Annotated in this window: 18 protein-coding genes; 9 read left to right on the top strand and 9 right to left on the bottom strand. The window is 65.1% G+C overall.

Features of this window, described 5'->3' with window-relative positions:
- Positions 1–18: 18 nt before the first annotated feature.
- Positions 19–651: a carbonic anhydrase gene (locus tag NF699_03170; GenBank protein USU05717.1), complete on the bottom strand. Its 633-nt coding sequence runs from the start codon at positions 649–651 to the stop codon at positions 19–21.
- 166 nt (positions 652–817) lie between these two features.
- Here NF699_03170 and lipA point away from each other — a divergent pair, with 166 nt between their 5' ends.
- Positions 818–1,759 (top strand): lipoyl synthase, encoded by a 942-nt coding sequence (gene lipA, locus NF699_03165; protein ID USU05716.1) that lies wholly within the window; start codon positions 818–820, stop codon positions 1,757–1,759.
- Positions 1,752–2,210, top strand: a complete 459-nt coding sequence (locus tag NF699_03160) for a type II toxin-antitoxin system RatA family toxin (GenBank protein USU05715.1) — start codon at positions 1,752–1,754, stop codon at positions 2,208–2,210. The genes lipA and NF699_03160 overlap by 8 nt, the downstream gene beginning before the upstream one ends.
- Here NF699_03160 and NF699_03155 read toward each other — a convergent pair.
- Genes NF699_03155 through NF699_03145 form a run of 3 tightly spaced genes read right to left on the bottom strand, consistent with a single transcriptional unit; the run spans position 2,171 to position 4,313 of the window.
- On the bottom strand, positions 2,171–2,674 hold the full coding sequence (locus tag NF699_03155) for a CinA family protein (GenBank protein ID USU05714.1): 504 nt from the start codon (positions 2,672–2,674) through the stop codon (positions 2,171–2,173). The two genes, NF699_03160 and NF699_03155, sit on opposite strands and share 40 nt — an antisense overlap.
- Positions 2,671–3,192, bottom strand: coding sequence for a hypothetical protein (locus tag NF699_03150; protein USU05713.1), 522 nt, complete (start codon positions 3,190–3,192; stop codon positions 2,671–2,673). The genes NF699_03155 and NF699_03150 overlap by 4 nt, the downstream gene beginning before the upstream one ends.
- Complete coding sequence (locus NF699_03145; protein USU05712.1) at positions 3,189–4,313, bottom strand: bifunctional 2-C-methyl-D-erythritol 4-phosphate cytidylyltransferase/2-C-methyl-D-erythritol 2,4-cyclodiphosphate synthase; 1,125 nt, start codon at positions 4,311–4,313, stop codon at positions 3,189–3,191. Before NF699_03145 ends, NF699_03150 begins: the two co-directional genes overlap by 4 nt.
- A gap of 80 nt (positions 4,314–4,393) precedes the next feature.
- Between NF699_03145 and dusB the strand changes: the two genes are divergently transcribed.
- The 7 genes from dusB to hflX all read left to right on the top strand — a co-directional run bounded on the left by dusB (position 4,394) and on the right by hflX (position 13,497).
- Positions 4,394–5,404, top strand: coding sequence for a tRNA dihydrouridine synthase DusB (dusB, locus tag NF699_03140; protein USU05711.1), 1,011 nt, complete (start codon positions 4,394–4,396; stop codon positions 5,402–5,404).
- 7 nt (positions 5,405–5,411) lie between these two features.
- The gene (locus NF699_03135) at positions 5,412–6,452 is read left to right on the top strand and encodes an ATP-binding protein (protein USU05710.1); all 1,041 of its coding nucleotides are present in this window, start codon (positions 5,412–5,414) and stop codon (positions 6,450–6,452) included.
- Positions 6,449–7,864, top strand: coding sequence for a nitrogen regulation protein NR(I) (ntrC, locus tag NF699_03130; protein USU05709.1), 1,416 nt, complete (start codon positions 6,449–6,451; stop codon positions 7,862–7,864). The genes NF699_03135 and ntrC overlap by 4 nt, the downstream gene beginning before the upstream one ends.
- 129 nt (positions 7,865–7,993) lie before the next feature.
- Complete coding sequence (locus NF699_03125; GenBank protein USU05708.1) at positions 7,994–10,219, top strand: ATP-binding protein; 2,226 nt, start codon at positions 7,994–7,996, stop codon at positions 10,217–10,219.
- A 3-nt stretch (positions 10,220–10,222) separates the two neighbouring features.
- Positions 10,223–11,599, top strand: a complete 1,377-nt coding sequence (locus tag NF699_03120) for a sigma-54 dependent transcriptional regulator (GenBank protein USU05707.1) — start codon at positions 10,223–10,225, stop codon at positions 11,597–11,599.
- A 122-nt stretch (positions 11,600–11,721) separates the two neighbouring features.
- On the top strand, positions 11,722–12,207 hold the full coding sequence (hfq, locus tag NF699_03115; GenBank protein ID USU05706.1) for an RNA chaperone Hfq: 486 nt from the start codon (positions 11,722–11,724) through the stop codon (positions 12,205–12,207).
- A 3-nt stretch (positions 12,208–12,210) separates the two neighbouring features.
- Entirely contained in the window at positions 12,211–13,497 is a 1,287-nt protein-coding gene (hflX, locus tag NF699_03110) for a GTPase HflX (GenBank protein ID USU05705.1), read from the top strand.
- Positions 13,498–13,506: 9 nt separating this feature from the next.
- Here hflX and mazG read toward each other — a convergent pair whose 3' ends face one another.
- From mazG to metG, 5 genes are read right to left on the bottom strand one after another with little or no spacing between them, the layout of a single operon-like run.
- Positions 13,507–14,235, bottom strand: a complete 729-nt coding sequence (mazG, locus tag NF699_03105; protein ID USU05704.1) for a nucleoside triphosphate pyrophosphohydrolase — start codon at positions 14,233–14,235, stop codon at positions 13,507–13,509.
- 46 nt (positions 14,236–14,281) lie between these two features.
- Complete coding sequence (locus tag NF699_03100; GenBank protein ID USU05703.1) at positions 14,282–14,899, bottom strand: TIGR02281 family clan AA aspartic protease; 618 nt, start codon at positions 14,897–14,899, stop codon at positions 14,282–14,284.
- The gene (locus NF699_03095; GenBank protein USU05702.1) at positions 14,896–15,660 is read right to left on the bottom strand and encodes an MBL fold metallo-hydrolase; all 765 of its coding nucleotides are present in this window, start codon (positions 15,658–15,660) and stop codon (positions 14,896–14,898) included. Before NF699_03095 ends, NF699_03100 begins: the two co-directional genes overlap by 4 nt.
- On the bottom strand, positions 15,657–16,457 hold the full coding sequence (locus NF699_03090) for a TatD family hydrolase (GenBank protein ID USU05701.1): 801 nt from the start codon (positions 16,455–16,457) through the stop codon (positions 15,657–15,659). The genes NF699_03095 and NF699_03090 overlap by 4 nt, the downstream gene beginning before the upstream one ends.
- Entirely contained in the window at positions 16,457–18,013 is a 1,557-nt protein-coding gene (metG, locus tag NF699_03085; GenBank protein ID USU05700.1) for a methionine--tRNA ligase, read from the bottom strand. Before metG ends, NF699_03090 begins: the two co-directional genes overlap by 1 nt.
- Positions 18,014–18,043 lie beyond the last annotated feature (30 nt).

Genomic DNA, 18,043 nt, shown 5'->3' with positions numbered 1-18,043 from the left:
CATCGCCCCGTCGACACATCAGCGTGCGGGTGCGAACACCCCGTCGTCGTCCATGACGTGCAGTACGCCGTCCGCAATCGCGAAATAGGCGCCGCGCAGCTTCAGCTTGCCCGCAGCCTCCCGCTCCGTGATGAACGGGAAGGTGCGCAGGTTGGCAAGGCTGACGCGTACCGCCTCATGCTCCATCTCGCGCTTCGCATCCGGGCCGTCGCCGAACTTCGCCTTCACGCGCTCGCTCGCGTCGTCGAGCAGTCCGACCCAGTCGGAGATAAAGCCGCCATGACCGGGTTCGGCGTCCTTGAAGCCGCCGGACAGTGCCGCTGCACAGCCGCCGCACGATCCGTGACCCATCACCACGACCTCCGGCACCTCCAGCTGTGTCACCGCGAATTCGATCGCCGCCGACACACCGTGATAGCCCTGCGTCGTTTCGAATGGCGGCACCAGATTGGCGACGTTGCGTACCGCGAAGATCTCGCCCGGCGCGACATCGAAGATCTGCATGGGATCGACGCGGCTGTCGGAACAGGCGATCACCATGACCTTGGGGCTCTGGCCCCGTCCAAGCTCTTCCCAGCGTTCGCGCTGTTCTACCCAAGCCTGCTCGCGAAACCGGCCATAGCCCTCGATCATGTCGCTGAAGTCGGTCATTCTGCCTCCGTAATATGTCCTGTCTTCGGCTATAACGCGCTAAAATGCCGGTTGTCCCACGGCTCGGCCACCCAGCCACAAAGCTTTACAATGGCGCAAAACGGCCATGTGATCGCGCTGCGCCACAAAGGTTGTTCGGGACCGGGTTGATCGCTATCTCGCGGTCATGAACGAGATGACGCCGCTCGCCAAAGTCCCGCTTTCCGGGTCCGAACCCCGTCTGCGCAAGCCCGACTGGATCCGCGTGAAAGCGCCGACCAGCGCCGGCTTCGCCGCGACGCGCGAGCTGATGCGGTCGAAGAGCCTGACGACCGTCTGCGAAGAAGCGGCCTGTCCGAACATCGGCGAATGCTGGTCCAAGAAGCATGCGACCGTCATGATCCTGGGCGACACCTGCACCCGCGCCTGCGCTTTCTGCAACGTCAAGACCGGCATGCCGCGCGCGGTCGACCCGATGGAGCCGAACAACGTCGCCGACGCCGCGGCACAGATGGGGCTGGAGCATATCGTCGTCACCTCGGTCGATCGCGACGATCTGCCGGATGGCGGGGCAAAGCAGTTTGTGAAGGTGATCGAGGCGATCCGCCGGTCCAATCCGCGGACGACGATCGAAATCCTGACGCCGGATTTCCGCAACAAGCACGAGGCCGCGGTCGAGGCGATCGTCGCGGCGCGGCCGGACGTCTACAACCACAATCTCGAAACCGTGCCGCGGCTGTATCCGACGATCCGGCCCGGCGCACGCTACTACGCATCGATCCGGCTGCTGGAGAGCGTCAAGAAGCTCGACCCGTCGATCTTCACCAAATCCGGCGTGATGCTCGGGCTCGGCGAACAGCGGCTCGAGGTGCATCAGGTAATGGACGACATGCGCTCGGCCGACATCGATTTCCTGACGATGGGTCAGTATCTTCAGCCGACGCCGCGGCATGCCAGGGTCGAGGAATTCGTTACGCCCAAGGCGTTCGACAGCTATGCCGCGATCGCGCGCGCCAAGGGGTTCCTGCTGGTCGCATCATCGCCGTTGACGCGGTCGAGCTATCATGCCGGGGACGATTTCGCGAAGATGCGCGTGAACCGCGAGGCGAAGTTGGCTGCACGTGCCTAAGCACAGCGAGACACGCCATCTGCCCTACACGCCGGAGCAGATGTTCGACATGGTGGCCGACGTGAAGCGCTATCCGGAGTTTCTGCCCTGGGTCAGCGCGATGCGCGTCCGGCAGGATAGCGACACCGCGACGCTTGCGGACATGATCGTCGGGTTCAAGGGGCTGCGCGAAACCTTCACGTCGAAGGTGGAGAAGACGCGGCCCGAGCACATCCACGTCGAATATATAGATGGACCGCTGAAATACCTGCACAACGACTGGCGCTTCCGTGCCGAGGAGGGCGGCTGCGCGGTCGATTTCACGGTCGATTTCCAGTTCAAGAACCGGATGTTCGAAATGCTGGCGGGGCAGGTGTTCGGGGTCGCGCTGCGCCGGATGATCGGCGCGTTCGAGGATCGCGCGAAGGTGCTTTACGGCAGCAGCAATTCCAGCGCGACCAGCGCCGCCTGAAGGCGGATGCCGCCGCGACCCAGATCGCCGAACATCTTGCGATCGGCGTGAACGTCGCTTGGATCGCCACCCTTTTCCGCGCGCGCGAATACGACGGTGCCGACCGGCTTCTTCTCCGATCCGCCACCCGGCCCGGCGATACCCGTAATCGCCACGGCGACGTCGGCGCCGCTGTTGGCGAGCGCACCCTGCGCCATGCTCCACGCCACCGCGATCGACACCGCGCCGAACGTTTCCAGCACGTCGGAATTGACCTTCAGCAGCTTCATCTTGGCTTCGTTCGAATAGGTGACGAAGCCGGCACCGAACACATCCGATGACCCGGGGATTTCGGTGATCGCCGCGGCGACGAGTCCGCCGGTGCAGCTTTCGGCGAGCGCGATCGTCCGGCCCGCTGCGCGGTTCGCCTCCACCACGCGTTCCGCGGCGGCGAGCAGCTCCGCAGGCAGCAACGTGTCCGTCATCGCCCGGCCTCCGTGCAGAGCGGCAAGTCGGGAACGTTGATCGCCTTCCCCTTCGCCTTCTCCGCCTTGAAATAACGCAATGTGGTGACGATCACCCCCGCGGTGTTGGCCGGGGGCAGGGGGGCAAGCTGCGTCACGAACCGGTCGATCGTACCGCAATCGGCGGGGTTGATCCGGCCGACCAGCACGGGTGCCAACGCCGCCGTCAGCAGCGGCCGCGCGAATTCGGATTGCAGCAGCGAATCGATCATCGGATCGGACAGCTTGACGATCGCCGCACGGGCGTTCGGCCAGGCGCGATCCGCCGCCTGTCGATATCGATCGAGGAAGTCGCTGTCCGTCCGCCGCACCAGACTGTTGGCGGGCAGGCGGCTGGAACAGACGATCCCGGTTTGCTGGATGATGTCGGGCAAGGCGACGAGCGCCATCGCCTCCGCCTCGGGCGTGGTGATGCAGCGTGTCTGCGCCTCGGCCTGCGAGGCGGACAGGAGCGCGACGATGGCGAGAGCCGCCTTCATCGCGGCAGGCTCACGGTTGCCATAGCCTGTGCCGCGATGCCTTCGCCCCGGCCGGTGAAGCCCAGTCGTTCGGTGGTGGTCGCCTTGATGCTCACCCGATCCTCGCCGAGCCCGAGCAGCGTTGCGATCCGCGCCTGCATCGCTGCCCGGTGCGGCCCGATCTTGGGGGCTTCGCAGATGAGGGTCAGGTCAACGAAATCGATCCGCCCGCCCTTGTCGGCGATCAGCTTTGCGGCATGTTGCAGGAATTGCGCCGAGTCCGCACCCTTCCACTGTGGATCGCTGGGTGGGAAATGCGTGCCGATATCGCCCGCTGCAATCGTGCCGAGCAAGGCGTCGGTCAGCGCGTGAAGGCCGACGTCGGCGTCGCTGTGACCCGACAATCCCTTGTCGTGCGGGATCAGCACGCCGCCGAGCCACAATTCCTCGCCAGCCTCCAGCCGGTGAACGTCGAAGCCGGACGCACTCCGCGTCTCCCATGCCACCCTGGCGTTCGCCGCGGCAAAATCCTCTGGATGCGTGACCTTATCGAGCATGATGTCGCCCTGCACCAAAGCGATGCTCCCGCCAAGTCGTCGTACCATCTGCGCGTCGTCCGTCGCATCCTCGCCTGCAGGCCAGTCCCGGTGGGCGGCACGCAGCGCCTCGACGCGGAAACCCTGCGGCGTCTGCACGCGGGACAGGCCGTCGCGGGGTACGACCACGCCGTCCCGCACCAGCGTATCCGCCACCGCGAGAACCGGCATTGCGCCGTCGTGGCTATCGAGTGCGGACAGCACCCGATCGATCGCATCCGCCGGTACGAATGGCCGGGCAGCATCGTGGATGAGGACGCGGTCCGCCTCGATCGCGGCGAGTCCCAACGCCACCGACGTGCGCCGCGATGCGCCGCCGGTCACCGTTCGTACCGGCCCCAGCGCCGCTGCCGCCAGATCCCCGGCATCCGCAGCTATCACCACCAAGACCTCGTCCACCGCCGGATGCCCCACGAAGGCGGCATAGGCGTGCGCGATCAGCGGCTTGCCGGCCACCTTCGCATATTGTTTGGGAATCGCGCCGCCCGCGCGCGAGCCGCTGCCCGCCGCGACGATCAGCGCCACCGTGCGTGGTCGATCCGTCATCGCCGTCGCCTAGCGCACCCACGTCCCCCTTGCCAGAGCGGCCTCGAGACGGTAGATGTTGCCCAATTTTCAGGCAGATCATGGCTCACCTTACGCCCATCCAGATCGGTCCCGTGCGGATCGACAGCCCCGTCGTGCTGGCGCCGATGACCGGCGTCACCGACATGCCGTTCCGGACGCTCGTCCGGCGCTACGGCTCGGGCCTCAACGTCACCGAGATGATCGCGAGCCAGGCGGCGATCCGCGAAACGCGGCAATCGATCCAGAAGGCAGCATGGCACCTATCCGAGGAGCCGGTATCGATGCAGCTCGTCGGCTGCACGCCCTACGAGATGGCGGAAGCGGCAAAGCTTGCCGAGGATCGTGGTGCGGCGATCATCGACATCAATATGGGCTGCCCGGTGCGGAAGGTGACCAACGGCGATGCAGGGTCGGCACTGATGCGCGATTTGAAGCTTGCAGCCCAGTTGGTCGACAGCGTGGTCAAGGCGGTGAAGGCGCCGGTGACGCTCAAGATGCGGATGGGCTGGGATCTCGACAGCCTCAATGCCCCGGAACTCTCCCGCATCGCGCAGGACCTCGGCGTCCGGCTGATCACGGTTCACGGCCGGACCCGCAACCAGATGTACAAGGGGTCGGCCGACTGGCGCTTCATCCGCACCGTGAAGGACGCGGTGACGATCCCGGTGATCGCGAACGGCGATATCTGCACGATCGACGATGCGATCGCGGCTCTCGACCAATCGGGAGCGGACGGCATCATGATAGGCCGCGGTGCCTATGGGCGGCCATGGGTGCTGGGTCAGGTGATGGAGTATCTGGAGAACGGCACCCGCCGGCCCGATCCATCGCTCGACGAACAATATCGCGTCATCATCGAACATTACGACGCGATGCTCGATCATTATGGCGACATCACCGGCGTCAACATGGCGCGCAAGCACATCGGCTGGTACACCAAGGGCCTCAACGGCTCCGCGGAATTCCGCAACGCCGTGAACCAGCAGCCCGACGCGAAGACGGTCAAGCGCATGCTCGCCGACTTCTACGCACCGTTCCGCGACCAGCCACCCGTCCAGCAGGCTGCCTGACGGCATCATGGCCGGTCGTCCGGGGTTTGCCGAGCTGTTCGCCGCGCTCCCCGTGGCCGTCTTGATCGTCGATCCCGACGACCGGATAGCGCACGCCAATGCGCTCGCAGAACAGTTGCTCAACCTGTCCGAACGCGTGATGCGCGGCCAGCCCATCGCGGCGATCCTGCCGCCGCCCGCCGCCGGGGACCGACGCGAAGGGCAGGGGATGGCCTTTTACGATACCGAGATCGCGACCCCTCACGGCCCCCGCATCAGGGTGGATTTCGTCGAGGCGGCAGTCGCCGATCATGCCGGGTGGCGGGCGATCACATTGCATCCCGCTGCCAGTACCCGCGGGCTTGGCCCGAGCGCACGTGGGGCGAGCGCGCGCGCGGCGAGCGGCGCGGCGGCGATGCTGGCGCACGAAATCAAGAACCCGCTGTCTGGCATCCGCGGCGCTGCGCAGTTGCTCGGTGCGGGCGAACTGACGACGCTGATCGTCACCGAGGTCGACCGGATCGCGGCGCTGATCGACCGGATGCAGGATTTCAGCGACACCCGCCCGCTGGAGATCGCGGCGGAAAACATCTATCCGCTGATCGGCCACGCCCGCCGGCTCGCGCTCGCCGGCTTCGCGCGCGGCGTCGTGATCGACGAGCGGTTCGACCCGTCGCTCCCCTCCGCGGCGATCAATCGCGACGCGTTGTTGCAAATTCTCATAAACCTGTTGAAGAACGCCCACGAAGCGTCTCGTCTGGAACGCAAACCCCGGATCGTCATCACCACCGCCTACCGCCATGGCATGTCCGTCGCGGCGGCGGCCGGCAGGCCGAGGGTGCCTCTGCCGATCGAGATCTGCGTGCTCGACAACGGCCCGGGCGCGCCCGCCGATATCGCCGACAACCTGTTCGATCCATTCGTCTCCGGACGTCCGGAGGGGCAGGGGCTCGGCCTCGCGCTGGTCGACAAGCTGATGCGAGATATGGGCGGCATCGTTCAGTATGCGCGCGAAGGAAGCCCAGAGATGACGACGCTCCGCCTGCTGCTGCCGAGGGCGGCGTCATGACGCGCATCCTGGTCGTCGACGACGACGCCGCGATCCGCACCGTCGTCGCGCAGGCTCTGCGTCGTGCCGGCCACGAAGTGCAGACCGCCGAAACGCTCGCGCAGCTCGACCGCATTCTGGCGACGCGCGTGCCTGACGTACTGGTGACGGACGTCATCCTGCCCGATGGTGACGGCATCGAACGGGTCAAGGAAATCGGCCAGCGTCTGCCGCAACTGCCGATCATCATCCTGTCGGCACAGAACACGCTGACCACGGCAGTGCGCGCAGCGGAAGTCGGCGCCTATGAATATCTGCCGAAGCCCTTCGACCTCGACGATCTGACCCGTGCCGTTACCGGTGCCCTGGCGCGGGGCGCCGTGATGCCGCAGCCGGAGGCGGGAGAGGACCCCACGTTGCCGCTGATCGGGCGATCGCCGGCAATGCAGGACGTCTACCGCATCATCGCCCGCGTATTATCCAACGATCTCACCGTGCTGATCTCCGGCGAATCGGGGACGGGCAAGGAACTGGTCGCCCGTGCGATCCACGATCTCGGCGCGCGCCGCGCGGCCCCGTTCGTCGCCATCAATATGGCGGCGATCCCGCGCGAGCTGATCGAGGCAGAGCTGTTCGGCCACGAACGCGGTGCCTTTACGGGAGCCGCGGTCCGCAACGCCGGCCGTTTCGAACAGGCGGCGGGCGGGACGTTGTTCCTCGACGAGATCGGCGACATGCCGATGGAGGCGCAGACGCGCTTGCTCCGGGTCCTGCAATCGGGCGAGTTCACCACCGTCGGCGGCGCACGCACGATGCGCGCGGACGTTCGCGTCGTCGCCGCCACAAACCGGGACCTGACCCAGCAGGTCGCCTCCGGCCAGTTTCGCGAGGATCTGTTCTACCGCCTCAACGTCGTGCCGGTCACCCTGCCAGCGCTCCGGGACAGGCGGCAGGACATTCCGCTGCTCGCCCGCCATTTCCTGGAAAACGCGGCAGCGCAGGGGCTTCCCCGCCGGCAGCTCGGCGAACAGGCGCAGGCAGCCCTGACGGCACACGACTGGCCCGGCAATGTCCGCGAACTGGAGAACCTCATGCGCCGGCTCGCGGTCCTCGCCCGCGACGAACTGATCGATGCGCCGACGATTCGCGACCTGCTCGGCGCTCCCGGCACACTCGCCGAGGCTGCCGATCCGGGCATCGCCGAGGCTGTGCGCTACCTTGTCGAACGCATCGCCCGCGAACGACCCGACGCGCTGGACGACGGGACGTTGTACGATCGCGTCATCGGCGAGGTGGAACGGCCGTTGATCGAAACCATGCTGGCGCGACATGCCGGCAACCAGCTTCGCGCCGCGCGGGCGCTGGGGCTCAATCGCAATACGTTACGCAAACGCCTCGATACGCTGGGGATCAGCGCTCGCGGGGAGGAATAGGCCGTCATTCGCCGTCATGCCGTCATCGGCACGTGGTGCCGTCACGATCCGGCTGACTGTCACCACAAACCATCGCCAAACTGAATTATGTGGTTTCCGTGCAACAATCCACGTTGTACGGAGGCCGGGATGGACGCGGCCCTTACGCCCGATCTGATGGACGAGACGCCGGTTCGCCGGTTGCGCATCACGCCCGCCGTCGAAGGGCTGGTGCTGGCGCTGGCCATCGCGATCGCGACTGCGACTTATTTCATCATTGCCGGCAGCAGCACGCCGCAGACGCCACTATCTCCGCCGACGATAGCATTGTTGCTGGTCGCCAATCTGGTGCCGGGCATCGCCTTGCTGATGCTGCTGGGCCGCCGGATCGCCCGTAAGCGGGCAGCCGCGTCTCTCGTCGGTGGTGAGGGCGTGCTGCACGTTCGGCTGGTCGCCATCTTCTCGATCATCGCGGCGGTTCCGGCGCTGCTCGTCACCATCTTCGCGTCGCTCCTGTTCCAGATCGGCGTCGAATTCTGGTCGTCCGACCGGGCGAGTGGCATGCTCGAGAATGCGCGCACGCTCGTGGGCCAAAATTACCAGCGCGAGGTGGATCGGGTCGTTGCGCAGGTGCAGGCGATGAGTGGCGACCTGTCCGCGGAGTTGAAGACCCACGCGGTCGACAGTCCGTTCTTTCAGCAACTCCTGCTGGTGCAGACCTATCGCCGCGAACAGTCCGAAGGCATGATCATTCGCCGGGGCGAGACCGATCCCCTGATCGTGCTCAACCCCTATGATCGGCCGCTCCAGAACCTCGTTACGCCCGCGATCGAGAAGGCGCTGGATGACGGCCAGCCGTTCGTTATCGTGCGCAGCGACGACCGGATCGGCGCCGTCGTGCCGATCGACTACGGCAAGGGCGCCTATCTGTATTCGGCCCGGATCTTCGATCCACAACTCGCCAGCCAGATTCGCCGTGGCGATGCGATCGTGCGGGATTACCAGACGCTGCAAAGCCGATCGCGCGCGTTGCAGCTTAAATTCAACGCCGCGCTGCTTCTGGTTTCGCTGCTGATCGTCGGGATCGCCGTCTGGGCCGCGCTTGCGGTCGCCGACCGTCTCGTGCGCCCCGTGGCGGAACTGGTTGGCGCGGCGCGCAAGGTCGCGACCGGCGACCTCACCGCGCGCGTCGCCGACCCGCGCCGCAAGGATGAGGTCGGAACGCTGGCCAACGCCTTCAACCAGATGACCGGTCGGCTACAGGAGCAGAACAACGCACTGGTCACCGCCAACGATCAGCTCGACAGCCGCCGGGCGCTGATCGAGGCGGTGATGGCCGGCGTGTCCGCCGGCGTGTTGGCGACGGCGGACGACGGCACCATTCGGATCGCCAATCGATCGGCCACGGAATTGATCGGGATGGGTGCCGATGGCCTCGTCGGACGGCCGCTTGCCAGCGTGTCGCCCGAACTGTCTGCGCTCGTCGAGGGGCGGGAGCGCGAGGCGATCGTTCAGGTCATTCGCAACGGCGAGACCAAGACGTTGGCGGTACGTATCGCGCGAACCGACTCCGGCCCCATCCTCACCTTCGACGACATCACCCAGCAATTGCTCGACCAGCGCCGCGCCGCATGGTCCGACGTGGCACGCCGGATCGCGCATGAGATCAAGAACCCGCTGACTCCGATCCAGCTTGCCGCCGAACGCCTCCAGCGCCGCTACGGCAGCAAGATCGATGCCGAGGATACGACCTTTGCACGCCTGACGGACACCATCGTGCGACAGGTCGGCGACCTTCGCCGGATGGTCGATGAATTCTCGTCGTTCGCCCGCATGCCGAAGCCGGTGTTCCGCGAGGAATCGCTGGTCGACATCGCGCGTCAGGCCATGTTCCTGCACGAGGTTGCGCATCCCGCCATTCACTTCGAACTCGATCACGGCAGCCCCGCGCCATCGCTCGTCTGCGACCGCAGGCAGCTGGGGCAGGCCTTCACAAACATCGTCAAGAACGCTGTGGAAGCCATTGAGAGCAAAGGCGACGATGGTGGATCCGTCCTCATCGCGGTCGGCGCCGACGGCGACGTCGTCACCGTAGAGGTGGCGGACACGGGGATCGGCCTGCCGCCGGAACGCGACCGGATCGTCGAACCCTATATGACCACGCGCGCGAGGGGGACCGGACTTGGCCTCGCGATCGTCAAGAAGATCGTCGAGGAGCATCATGGTACCATGACCTTCGCCGATCGCGAGGGCGGTGGCACGATCGTCCGCATCACCTTCGATGCGGCGGCGCTGGCCGCCCTCGATCAGGGCGCAGATGCGCTCGAACCTACCAAAGACGGCCAACTCGCCGCACTCACACGCAATCGGAATTAGACCATGGCGCTCGACATCCTCGTCGTCGACGACGAACACGACATCCGCGAACTCGTCGCCGGCGTCCTCGAAGACGAAGGCTACGAGACGCGCACCGCCGCGGATAGCGATGCGACGCTGGAGGCGATCGCGACGCGGCGGCCGTCGCTGGTGCTGCTCGACGTCTGGCTGCAGGGATCGCGGCTCGACGGACTCGAATTGCTCGACGAGATCAAGCGCCGCGATCCTTCGCTGCCGGTGCTGGTCATATCCGGCCACGGCAACCTCGACACGGCGGTGGCGGCGATCCGCCGGGGTGCGTCCGATTTCATCGAAAAGCCGTTCGAGGCGGAGCGCCTGCTGTTGCTCGTCGAACGGGCGACGGAGACGGAACGGCTACGCCGCGAAGTGGCGAGCCTGCGCGTTTCGGCCGGTCGCGAGAGTGATCTCACCGGAAGCTCCGGGGCGATCAACGGCGTGCGCGCGACGTTGAAACGTGTTGCCGCTACCGGCAGCCGTGTCCTGATCATGGGCCCGGCCGGTGTCGGGAAGGAGGTTGCCGCGCGGCTGCTGCATGGCTGGAGCAACCGCGCGCAGGCGCCGTTCGTCATCGTCAGCGCGGCGCGGATGACGCCCGAACGCGTCGAGGAGGAATTGTTCGGTGTGGAGGAGGGGGGAGACCTCGTCCGCCCCGGCCTGCTCGAACAGGCGCACGGTGGTACGCTGTTCCTCGACGAGATCGCTGATATGCCGGTGGCGACACAGGCGCGGATATTGCGCGTGCTCACCGACCAGAGCTTCAGCCGGATCGGCGGCACCCGTATCGTCAAGGTCGACGTCCGCGTCGTATCCGCGACATCGCGGGACCTGGCGCATGAGATCACGGAGGGGCGTTTTCGCGAAGACCTGTACTACCGCCTCAACGTCGTGCCCGTGCTTATCCCGGCGCTGTCGGAACGGCGCGAGGATATCCCGGCGCTGGTCGAGCATTTCATGGCGCATTACGCTGCCGAACGGCGCGTACCCACGCCGGAGATCGCCGCCGACGCGATGGTCGCGCTGCAATCCTACGACTGGCCGGGGAACGTCCGTCAGCTGCGCAACGTCGTCGAGCGGACCATCATTCTCGCCCCGGGCGACCGGATCGGCCGGATCGACCTCGATCTGTTGCCGGCCGAAGTGCTGGGCGATCAAGGCGATATCGGCAGCGGCGGGGGCGGGGCGATCATGGGGGCGCCGCTGCGCGAGGCCCGCGAGACGTTCGAACGCGAATATCTCCGCGTCCAGATCCGGCGCTTTTCCGGCAACATCAGCCGCACCGCGAGCTTTATCGGCATGGAGCGATCGGCACTGCATCGGAAACTGAAGTTGCTGGGCATCACCGACATGCGCGAGGATTGAGCGCTGGACGTTTGCACCCATCGTTCATAGATGTGCATCGCCGACCGATCCGGTCGGCATCCGACGCCGGGAAACGGCGCACTAGCGGGCTAACGGCTCGCCAATAATACGAAAGGCTCATCATGGCCGACAAGCAAGGGTCTCTCCAGGACCTGTTCCTCAACGCTCTCCGCCGCTCCAAGACCCCGGTCACCATGTTCCTGGTGAAGGGCGTCAAGCTGCAGGGCATCGTCACCTGGTTCGACAATTTCTCGGTGCTATTGCGCCGCGACGGCCAGTCGCAGCTGATCTACAAGCACGCCATTTCGACGATCATGCCATCGGGCCCGATGGATGTCGCCGCTATCGTCGATTCGGTCGGTGAAGCGCAGCGCAAGCAGCCGTTGCTGCAGGAAATCTTTTTGAACGCCGTGCGTAAATCCGAGGACTCGGTAACGATGTTCCTGATCAACGGGGTCATGCTGCAGGGTCATATCGCCGGCTTCGACCTGTTCTGCATGCTGCTACAGCGCGAAGGCATGGCGCAGCTCGTATACAAGCACGCCGTATCGACCATTCAGCCTGCCCGTGCGTTGAACCTCGCCGACGAGGGCGAGACGGAAGAATAAGCGATGAGCACGGGTTTCAACCGCGATCGTGACGAGTTTGCCCGGGGCGGGCGAGTGCTGATCGTCCTGCCGGATCAGGGCGATGCGCATCGTGATGCCGATGCCCGGCTCGACGAAACGGCTGGCCTTGCCGCAGCGATCGGGCTGGTCGTGACGGACAAGGTCGCGGTGCGGGTGCGTGCGCCCAAGCCGGCGACCCTGATCGGCAGCGGACAGGTGGAGCAACTCGCGGTGCAGGTGCGGCAGGACGAAGCGGATCTCGTCGTGTTCGACGCCAGCCTGACGCCGGTGCAGCAGCGCAATCTGGAAACCGCCCTCGAAGCCAAGGTGATCGATCGCACGGGTCTGATCCTCGAAATCTTCGGCGAACGCGCGGCGACCGCCGAAGGGCGATTGCAGGTCGAGTTGGCGCATCTGGATTATCAGGGCGGACGGCTGGTACGCAGCTGGACCCACCTCGAACGCCAGCGGGGCGGCTTCGGCTTCCTTGGCGGCCCAGGCGAAACACAGATCGAGGCCGACCGCAGACTGATCAGGGATCGTATGGCGCGCCTGCGTCGCGAACTGGAGCAGGTCAGCCGCACGCGCGGATTGCATCGCGAGCGGCGGCAGCGCGCACCATGGCCGGTGATCGCGCTGGTCGGCTACACCAATGCAGGCAAATCGACGCTATTTAACCGGCTGACGGGCGCGGACGTGATGGCGGAAAACCTGCTTTTCGCGACGCTTGATCCGACACTGCGCCAGATTTCACTGCCCGGCATCGACAAGGCGATCCTGTCCGACACGGTTGGCTTCGTATCCGACCTGCCGACACAACTGGTCGCTGCATTCAAGGCGACGCTGGAAGAAGTGGTGTCCGCAGACCTGCTCATTCATGTCCGCGATATCGCACATCCCGATACCGAAGCGCAGCGATCGGACGTTGAAGCGGTGCTGTCGGAAATCGGTGTGTCGGAGATGACACCGCGGTTCGAGGCGTGGAACAAGCTCGACCTGCTCGATACCGAACGCCATGACGTCATGCTTGCCGAAGCCGATCGGCGGGACGACGTGGTGGCGTTGTCGGCGTTGAGCGGGGAAGGGGTGGGCGCCCTGATCGAACAGGTTGCCGCGAAGTTGACCGCTGCACATCGCCGCTACTGGATCACGCTGGAAGCCGGCGACGGAGCGGGCGCGGCATGGCTGCATGCACATGGCGAAGTCCTCGGCCAGATCAGCGAGGGACTTGAGACGCAGTATGAAGTGCGTCTCGCCGAACGGGACTATGAACGCTTTCAGCAGCGGTGAACCAGCGGGTCAGCCCCGCTTCACCTGCTGCCAAAGCGCTTCCTGTTCATCGAGCGCCATCGCCGGAAAGGCATCGCCGGCGGCTTCTTCCATCGCGCGGAAGCGACGTTCAAACTTGGCGTTGCCGGCACGTAACGCGGCTTCGGGATCGATGCCCAGATGGCGGGCCCAGTTTACCACGGCAAAGAGAAGATCGCCGACCTCTTCATGGATCTCGTCTGCGGATGCTGCGACGACCTCATCAATCTCCTCGTGTACCTTCGCTCGGGGACCATCCGTGTCGGGCCAGTCAAACCCGACGCGCGCGGCACGTTTCTGCAATTTGACTGCGCGCATCAGCGCAGGCAGGCCGGCAGCGACACCGGCCAGAGCACTCGTATCGTCCTTTCCGGCCCGCTCGGCAGCCTTCAGTTCCTCCCAGCCGGGACTGGCCGTCACGGCGCCGAAGATGTGCGGATGCCGGCGTTCCATCTTGTCGCTGATCGACCCGACGACATCGGCAAACGTAAACGCGCCAGCTTCTTCGGCAATACGGCTGTGGAAAACGACCTGAAGCAGCAGATCGCCCAGTTCATCCTTCACGTCGTCGGCGTCGTTGCGCATGATCGCGTCGGCCACTTCATAGGCTTCCTCGATCGTATAGGGAGCGATCGTCGCCCAGGTTTGCGCCACGTCCCATTCGCAACCGCGCTGCGGATCGCGCAGTCGAGCCATGATGGCGACCAGACGTTCGATCATGAAAGCCCCCCTCCAGCCGGCCCGTTGGCCAGATCGATAATATCCATTATGTAAAGTCTTGGTGGTGATGCGGTTCGAGGATCAGCGTGTTGCCCTCGACCCGCCACGACTTCAGCTTCGACAGAAAATTCATGCCGAGCACATCGGTATCGCCGAATGCCGGTGACACCACGACGCCAAGATCCCGTGCGGCGATATCACCCAGCCGCAACTCCCGCACGGTGGCGGTCTGGGCATTGATCTGACCGTTGGCGGTGTTGAGCACCATCGGGATCAAGCTCTTGCGAACGTCGAGCGCCGCAGCCTGCGCGGTTCGGGTCGATAGCGCCGTCACCGTCGCCCCGCTATCCACCAGCATCCGCCTGGAAACGCCATCCAGCGTCACGCGCGCCCAGAAATGTCCGTCCGGCGCCATGCGGATGCGTGTTTCCTTGCCGACGACGTTCTGGTCCTCCAGCTTCAACAGCCGGGCGACACGCTGGATGTACGGATCGAACTGTTCGCGTTGGCTTACGACCAGCAACAGCAAGCCGGCGATGACCGCCCAGCTCGCCAGCGAGAACAGCACCCGGAGAATCGGGACACGGCGAGCGATCAGCGCCGAGACCGGCAGCAGAAGCAGCAACAGATAGAGCAGCGCATGGCCGCCCACATCAGGGATCATGGCGTGAATTCCAGTCCATCGTAGCCTGGTTCGACGCCCGGCGGCAGATCCGCCACCAGCGTCGCATAATCCATACTGTGATCCATGTGTATGAACGCTGACCGGCCGGGACGCAGCTGCGCGATCCAGTCGAGGACGGTCGGCACGTCAGGGTGGGTCGGGTGGGGCGCATAGCGCAATGCATCGACGATCCAGACGTCCAGCCCGGTATACAGGTCGCGCATCGCCGGGGTCAGCGCATGAAAATCGGTCGCATAACCGACGGCGGCACCCGCCACCGAAAACCGCAGACCAGCCGAGGTTATGCGTCCGTGCGGCTGATCGACGACGTCGATCGTGATCCCGCCGATGACCAGCCGGTCGGGTAGACATGCCGCATCCACAGTCGGCGGATACCCCTGCCGACCGGCAAAGACGTAGGTGAACCGCTCCTTCAGCGCGTCGAGCGTCGCCCGCCTCGCGAAGCCGGGGACCGGACGGCCAAGGGCGTGGAAAATCTGGCGGACGTCGTCGATGCCGTGACAGTGATCTGCGTGATCGTGGGTCCAGATGATCGCGTCGACCGCGGCCACGTCAGCGGCCAGCAACTGTTCGCGCATGTCAGGGCCGGTATCGATCAGGATGCGCGTGCCGTCATGCTCGACCAGCAACGATGCGCGCGTCCGACGGTTGCGCGGCTCCGCGGGGTCACAGACGCCCCAGTCATTGCCGATCCGCGGCACGCCGGACGATGTGCCGGAGCCGAGAATGCGGACCTTCACCGTGCCGTATCTCGCGCCGCGGTCTTGGACGCTTTGTCGAACAAGGTAAAGAAGTTATCCCTGGTCTTTGCAGCGAGTTGCTCGATCGACTCGCCCCGTAGATCGGCGAGGAAGGCAGCGGTGTCGGCGACGAAAGCCGGTTCCCCCTGTTTGCCGCGGTTTGGCACCGGCGCAAGGAATGGCGCATCCGTTTCGATCAACAGGCGATCGATCGGCAATCGCGCCGCGGTATCCTGCAGATCACGTGCGTTCCTGAACGTTACGATGCCCGAGATGGAGATGTAGAACCCCAGCGCAAGGGCGGCATCGGCGAAGACACCACTGGCAGTGAAGCAATGGATTACCCCTTTGTAGGCCCCCTTCTCCATTTCATCGCGCAGGATCGCCAACGTATCGTCTTCCGCATCGCGCGTGTGAACGATCAGCGGTAGTCCGGTTTCGCGGCAGGCAGCGATATGGGTACGGAAACTTGCCTGCTGGCGCGCCCGGTCCGAATGATCGTAATAATAATCGAGGCCGGACTCGCCGATCCCGACGACCCGCGGGTGCGCGGCCCGTTCGACGAGCTTGGCCTTGTCGACATCCTGGTGCTGGTCCGCCTCGTGCGGGTGAATACCGATCGAGGCCCAGACGTCGGGTTCACGCTCCGCCGTGGCCACCACCGCGTCCCATTCGCTCTCGCGGGTCGAGATGTTGAGCATGGCCCCCACCCCACGGGCTCGTGCGCGCGCAAGCACGTCGGCCTGCTGTTCGAACACACCCTTGTAGTTCAGGTGGCAGTGGCTGTCGGCGAACATCACGCCTCCACCACCGCCGGCATGTCGAGCCGCGGGAACACGGGCGACGGCGGAGCGATGACGAAACCGGATGCTGCCTGACGGGCATACCAGTCGTCATCGTCGATCGCGGCGTGATCGCGTTCTTGTGCACCGATCTGGTCGAGAACCTTGGCCGCCGAATCCGGCACCACCGGGATAATCGCAATCGCCAGCATACGGATTGCGCGAACAAGCGTGTTCAGCACTGCGTTCATCCGGTCGGGATCGGTCTTGCGCAACGCCCATGGCGCCTGCGCATCGATATACTGGTTGCAGGCGAAGACGCCGCGCATCCAGGCCTCGATCCCCTGATTGAGCATCAGGTCTCCGAACGCCGATTTGAAGCCGGCGCAGGCGACGACGATCTCCTCGATCAGCATGGCGTCGGCGGGGTCGGACCTGCCGCCCTCCGGAAATGCCCCGCCCAGATTTTTGGCGATGAACGACAGGGTCCGCTGTGCCAGATTGCCGAAGCTGTTGGCGAGTTCGGCGTTGACGCGCGTCACGATCGCCTCGGCCGAATAGCTGCCGTCCTGTCCGAAGCTGACGTCGCGGAGCAGGAAATAGCGTACCGCGTCGACGCCGAATGCGTCGGTCAATTCGTCAGGGCTGACGACATTGCCGACCGACTTCGACATCTTCTCGCCGCGATGGAGCACGAAACCGTGTGCGAACACCTGCTTCGGCAGCGGCAGGTTCGCCGACATCAGGAACGCCGGCCAGTAGACCGTGTGGAACCGGGTAATGTCCTTGCCGATCAGGTGCAGATCAGCCGGCCAGAAACGCGCCATCGCTTCCGCATCGTCGGGATAGCCCGCGCCGGTGAGGTAATTGGTGAGCGCGTCGACCCAGACGTACATGACATGGCCGGGGCTGTCCGGCACCGGAACACCCCAATCGAAACTGGTGCGCGAGACCGACAGGTCGGACAGTCCTCCCTCGACGAAGCGCATCACCTCGTTCCGGCGCGTCTCGGGTCGGATGAAGTCGGGGTTGGCGGCGTATAGATCGAGGAGCGGCTGCTGGTATTTCGACAGGCGGAAGAACCACGTTTCCTCCGCGGTCCATTCCACCGGCGTTCCCTGCGGCGAAAGGCGCTGCCCCCCTTCCCCGTCGACCAGTTCCTTTTCGTCGTAAAAGGCTTCGTCGCGAACCGAATACCAGCCCTCGTACCGATCGAGATACAGGTCGCCCTTGTCGCGCATCGCCTGCCATATGGCTTGACTGGCGGCGTAATGCGCCGGCTCCACGGTGCGGATGAAACGATCATACGAGATGTTGAGTGTGTCGGCCATTCCACTGAAATGGGCGGACATTTCGTCGGCGAATTCGCGGACATCGATCCCGCGGGCACGAGCCGTCTGTGCCATCTTCAGCCCGTGCTCGTCGGTGCCGGTCTGGAAGCGTACGTCGCGGCCCGCCTGCCGCTGAAAACGCGCGATCGCGTCGGCGGCGATCATCTCATAGGCGTGGCCGATATGCGGGCGCCCGTTCGGGTAGTGGATCGCGGTCGTGATGTAATAAGGATCGGCCATGGCCGCGTCCTAGTCGATCGATCCCGCGAG

Source organism: Sphingomonadaceae bacterium OTU29LAMAA1, assembly GCA_024072375.1.
Taxonomy (GTDB): Bacteria; Pseudomonadota; Alphaproteobacteria; order Sphingomonadales; family Sphingomonadaceae; genus Sphingomonas.
The sequence above is the reverse complement of the archived record's forward strand: the minus strand, read 5'-3'. Positions and strand labels throughout refer to the sequence as shown.